The organism is Spirillospora sp. NPDC049652, assembly GCF_040675125.1.
In the GTDB taxonomy this organism is placed as follows: Bacteria; Actinomycetota; Actinomycetes; order Streptosporangiales; family Streptosporangiaceae; genus Spirillospora.
Window position 1 is genome coordinate 1 of sequence record NZ_JBFAOF010000932.1, and the last position, 2,765, is coordinate 2,765.

A 2,765-nucleotide genomic window follows, 5' to 3' on the forward strand; every position below is an offset into this window, starting at 1 on the left:
GGCGCGCCGTCCGGCCAGAGCTCGTCCACGAGCCGGCCGGCGGGGACGAGCCGTCCGCGCGCGGCGACGAGCCTGGCCAGCACCGACCGCTGGCGGGGTCCGCCGAGCTCGGCCGGCTCGCCGCGCACCACGGCCTCGAAGGCCCCCAGAACCCGCACCGCCAGCGCCACGTGCGAAAGCCTAATGGCCCGGTGCGCGGGGCGATCGACGCCCCTCGCACCGGGCCCGCGCGGGCACGCCGGGTGATCAGGCGGGCACCGGCGTCCGCTCCCGCTCCTCCGCGGCCGAGCCGTGCGGGTCGAACTCGGGCAGGACGCGGGCGAGCGGCCCCGGCAGCCACCAGTTCGCCCTACCGAGCAACGCCATCGCCGCCGGAACCAGGACGAGCCGGACGAGCGTGGCGTCCAGCGCGACCGCGACGGCGAGCCCGACCCCCATCTGCTTGATCACCAGGCTCGGGTCGGAGGCGAACCCGGCGAACACCGCCACCATGATGAGCGCCGCACTGGAGATCACCCGGCCGGTCGCGGCCAGCCCGGACGCGACCGAGCCGCGCGCGTCCCCGGTGCGCAGCCAGTCCTCCCGGACCCGGGACAGCAGGAACACCTCGTAGTCCATCGAGACCCCGAACAGCACCACGAACATCAGCAGGGTGATGAAGCTCGAGACGGGCACGCTGTGCGGCAGCCCGAGCAGCGCCGCCCCCCACCCCCACTGGAAGACCGCGACGAGCACGCCGTACGCGGCGCCGATCGACAGCAGGTTCATCGCGGCCGCCTTCAGCGGCGCGACCAGCGACCGGAACACCAGCATGAGCATGAGGAACGAGGTCGCGACCACCACGCCGATCACGGGCCAGAGCCGGTCGTCCAGGCGGCGGTTGAGGTCCACGTAGATCGCGGTCAGGCCGGTGATCTCCGCGCCGTCGGGGAGGGCGTGCGCGCGCAGCCGGTCCACGACGCCCGGTCCGCGCTCGTCCTGCGGACCGTAGGCGGGGGTCGCGACGAGCACGGCGGCGCTGCCGTCCGGGGACATCTGCGGCGGCGCGACGTTCACGACGCCCTCGGTGCGCGCCACGCGGTCGCGCAGGGCGGGCAACTCGGCGCGGTCCACCTTCCGCAGGTCCACCGCGATGAGCAGCGGGCCGTTCGCGCCGGGACCGTAACCGTCCGCGAGCAGGTCGTACGCGCGCCGGACGGTGCTGGACGCCGGTTCGCTGCTGGCGTCGCTCGGCCACGTGCGCATCCCGGCGGCGGGCGCGGCCAGCGTCAGCAGGACGACCAGGCTGGCCAGCAGCCAGGCCCACGGGTGCCGGCCGACATGCCCGGCCCAGCGGCGCACCATCGGCGCCTCGGTGCGCACGGCCGCGCCCGCCGCGCGGTCCCGGCGGCGCAGCACCCGGCGTCCCGACAGGCCGAGGACGGCCGGCAGCAGCGTGAGGGCGCTCAGCACGGTCGCGGCGACCACCAGCCCGGTCGCGAACCCCATCGTCATGAAGACCGGGACGCCCGACAGCAGCAGCCCGCACAGCGCGAGCAGCACGGTGAACCCGGCGAACAGCACCGACATCCCCGCCGTCGCGGTCGCGCGCCCGGCCGCCTCCGGCACCGGCAGTCCCTCGGCGAGGCCCTCGCGGTGCCTGGTCAGGATGAACAGCGCATAGTCGATGCCGACGCCGAGCCCCACCATCACCGCGAGGGTCGGCGCGGTCGTCGCGATGTCGGTGGCGGCGGCGAGCAGGGTGATCCCGGAGACGCCGACGCCGAGTCCGGCGAGCGCCACCGCGAGCGGCAGCCCGGCCGCGACGATCGACCCGAACGCCAGGAACAGGATGACCAGGGCCGCGACGACGCCGACGCCCTCGCCGACCCCGCCCGGCGCGCCCACGTTCTCCGGCAGCTGCCCGCCGAACTCGACCTGGTACCCGGCCGAGCGCAGCTCGGCGGTCGCGCCCTTCAGCAGGTCGAGCGAGGGCTCGGCCGAGAGCTCGGTGACCTGCACGTCGTACCGGACGGTCAGCAGCGCGGTCGCGCCGCCCTTCCCCGGCGGCGCCGGGTCCACCCCCGCCACGTGCGGCAGCCCGCGCAGCCTCGCCCCGGCGGCGGCGAGCCTGCCCTGGTCCACCGGACCGGACGGGTTGCGCACCACCACCCGCGCGTCCGCCCCGGACAGCGCCGGGAAGCGCTCGGCCAGCAGGTCCGACGCGCGCTGCGCGCCGCTCCCCGAGAGCCGGTAGTTGTCATGGGTCGCGCCGCCGAACGCTCCGGCCAGCCCGAAGACCGCGCCGACCGCGATCAGCCAGATGATGATCATTCGCCAGGGCCGCAGCGCGGCGGCCTTCCCCAGGCGGTACAGCAGACGGGACATTCTCGGGCTCCCCCAGGACGTCGCAAACGGGACGCCCCCAGGCTGGCCCGCGCCGCTTGCCGTCCACTTGCCACCCGCTTGCGGCCATCCGCGATCCCCCTTGCGAACCACTCGGGACGACGCCCGGCCGCCCCCGCCGCGCCGCCCGGCCGCGCTCGCCGCGACACCCGGCCGTGCACGGGGACGGGCCGTCGGTAGGCTTGCGGGCGTGACCGAGCTGAACGCCGAGGACTCCAAGATCATCACGCTGGCCCGTTCGTCCCGGGCGCGCAGTATGGCGGCCGAGGGCGCGGCCGTGCGCGACGAGACCGGCCGCACCTACGCCGCGACCAGCGTCGACCTGCCGTCGCTCAAGCTGTCGGCGCTCCAGGTCGCGGTGGCGATGGCGGTGTCCAGCG

At 75.8% G+C, this 2,765-nt stretch carries 2 protein-coding genes; one reads left to right on the plus strand and one right to left on the minus strand.

The window, feature by feature from the left end; translation table 11 throughout:
• Positions 1-246 precede the first annotated feature (246 nt).
• A complete protein-coding gene (locus AB0J52_RS35025) occupies positions 247-2,367 on the minus strand; it encodes an MMPL family transporter (RefSeq protein WP_500187196.1) in 2,121 nt (706 codons plus the stop codon).
• Between the two features lie 208 nt (positions 2,368-2,575).
• Here AB0J52_RS35025 and AB0J52_RS35030 point away from each other — a divergent pair.
• On the plus strand, positions 2,576-2,765 hold a 190-nt coding region (locus AB0J52_RS35030; protein ID WP_500187197.1), incomplete at its 3' end, for a cytidine deaminase-like protein.